Origin of the sequence: Nocardiopsis trehalosi NBRC 14201 (assembly GCF_001552555.1) — a bacterium.
In the GTDB taxonomy this organism is placed as follows: Bacteria; Actinomycetota; Actinomycetes; order Streptosporangiales; family Streptosporangiaceae; genus Nocardiopsis_B; species Nocardiopsis_B trehalosi.
This window is the reverse complement of the sequence record NZ_BCRK01000347.1, coordinates 1-1,630: the sequence shown is the minus strand read 5'-3', so window position 1 is coordinate 1,630 and position 1,630 is coordinate 1. Positions and strand designations below refer to the sequence as shown.

Here is a 1,630-nt window from a genome sequence, read left to right as displayed (position 1 = left end):
CCCGCCCCCGCCCGACCCTCCCCGAAATCCGACCGACCCCGACCCGAACACCCGACCGATGACCGAACGATGACCTGACCTGACCTGACCGGCGGCGGCACTGCGGTGCCGCCGCCCCCGACCGGGGCGGCTCCGGCCGCCCCCCAGCGAACGTCCCGGCTCGCCCGCCGTCCCGGCGGGAACGTGCGGCCCGGCCGCACGGGAAAGGTGGCGCCATGCCGACCCGCCAACGCGACGCGGGAGCGCGGAAGAAGGACGCCCGGCCCTCGCGGCCGGGCCGCCCGGCGGACGCACCGCCCGCCGGCCCCGGGTGGCGCGCGGTGGCCGCGATCGGGGCCTGCCTCGCGGTCGCCGCCGGGATCGTGGCCTTGGTGCTGCTGCTCCGGGAGCCGCCGCCCGGCCCCGACCCGGACCGGGTGGCCGAACTGGAGGCGTCCTACGCCGAGCGCGACGTCGAGCAGATCGGGGCGCTGATCGAGCAGACCCGGGGCGCCCGCGACGACCTGCTGCCGGTGGTGGAGGGGCTGGACGCCGCGCTCCCCGCCGACGGGTCGGCGCCGGCGGGCGACCCGCCCGGCGACGAGGCGGTGGCCGAGTGGCGGGAGGCCGTCGACGCGGTCGCCGAGGAGTACGGCAGCGCGCCGTCCGGCGACACCGGGCACAACATCGCCCGGGGCGGGCTGCGGTCGGCCGTCGAGCTGCTGGCGTCGTCGGTGACCGCCTACGAGAGCGCGCGGGCCGCCGAGGGCGAGGAGCGGGAACGGCTGGAGACCCTGGCGGGCGACCTGCGCACCCAGGCCGTGCGGGCGTGGTCGGTGGCGGCCACCCAGCTCGACGTCATCGGCATCGGCGCCGGGTACGGCCACGTGCACATCTTCCTCCCGGCGGCCCCGGGCTCCGAGGCGCTGATCCCCGACTCCGCCCCCGAGGGCACCGGCGCCCGGGAGACCCCCGCCTCATGACCCCCATCCCGCTCTCCGAGAGCCACCCCCGCCCACCGGCGCAGGCGGCCACCCCGGCGCTCCCCCGCACGGAGGCGGCCGCGTGCGCACGGGGCGCGCGCTGCACGGGAGGACGCGGACGGACCCGACCGGCCACCCCCACCGGGCCGCCCGCCCTCCCGGATGCGCCGACCGCGCACGTCGGCGTCGGCCACCCGCCGATCGGCGCGGGCCTCGCCGCGCGAGTGCCGAGCCCGTCGCCCGAAGACCGGGCCGCGCGGCGGGTCGCCGTTGAGGCCCACGGACGGTCCGCAGTGGGGCCGGTCCGGTGGGCTCCGACGACCGGTGGACCGTTCTCGGCGACGGCGGCGTGCCCGCGCGCGGGCGCGGCGGGGGATGCCGCCGGGCTCGGCCGCCCCGGGGCCCTCCGGTCGGGCGGCGGGGTCCGGGCGGTGGACGTGAGGATCGGGAAGATTTTCTCGGACTCGGAGAAGCGGGTGACCTGGGAGGACGGCCGGAGTGTTGCCGCCGTGTTGCCGGGTGCGGTGATTCAGGGCATACCGGGAGGGTCGAAGAGGCGCCAGGGCGGGAATGATCCCCTCAACCGACGTCCCTCCAGCCCCCTCCGCCCCAGAGACACCTCGGTCCCCGCGACGCGCCTCCCCCGCCCGGCCACGGCCCCCGCCCGC

1 protein-coding gene is annotated in these 1,630 nt (G+C 79.3%); it reads left to right on the top strand.

Translation table 11 applies throughout. The annotated features are described in order from the left end of the window. The first annotated feature begins 215 nt into the window (after nt 1–215). Complete coding sequence (locus NT8_RS28050; RefSeq protein WP_245646364.1) at nt 216–962, top strand: hypothetical protein; 747 nt, start codon at nt 216–218, stop codon at nt 960–962. Nucleotides 963–1,630 lie beyond the last annotated feature (668 nt).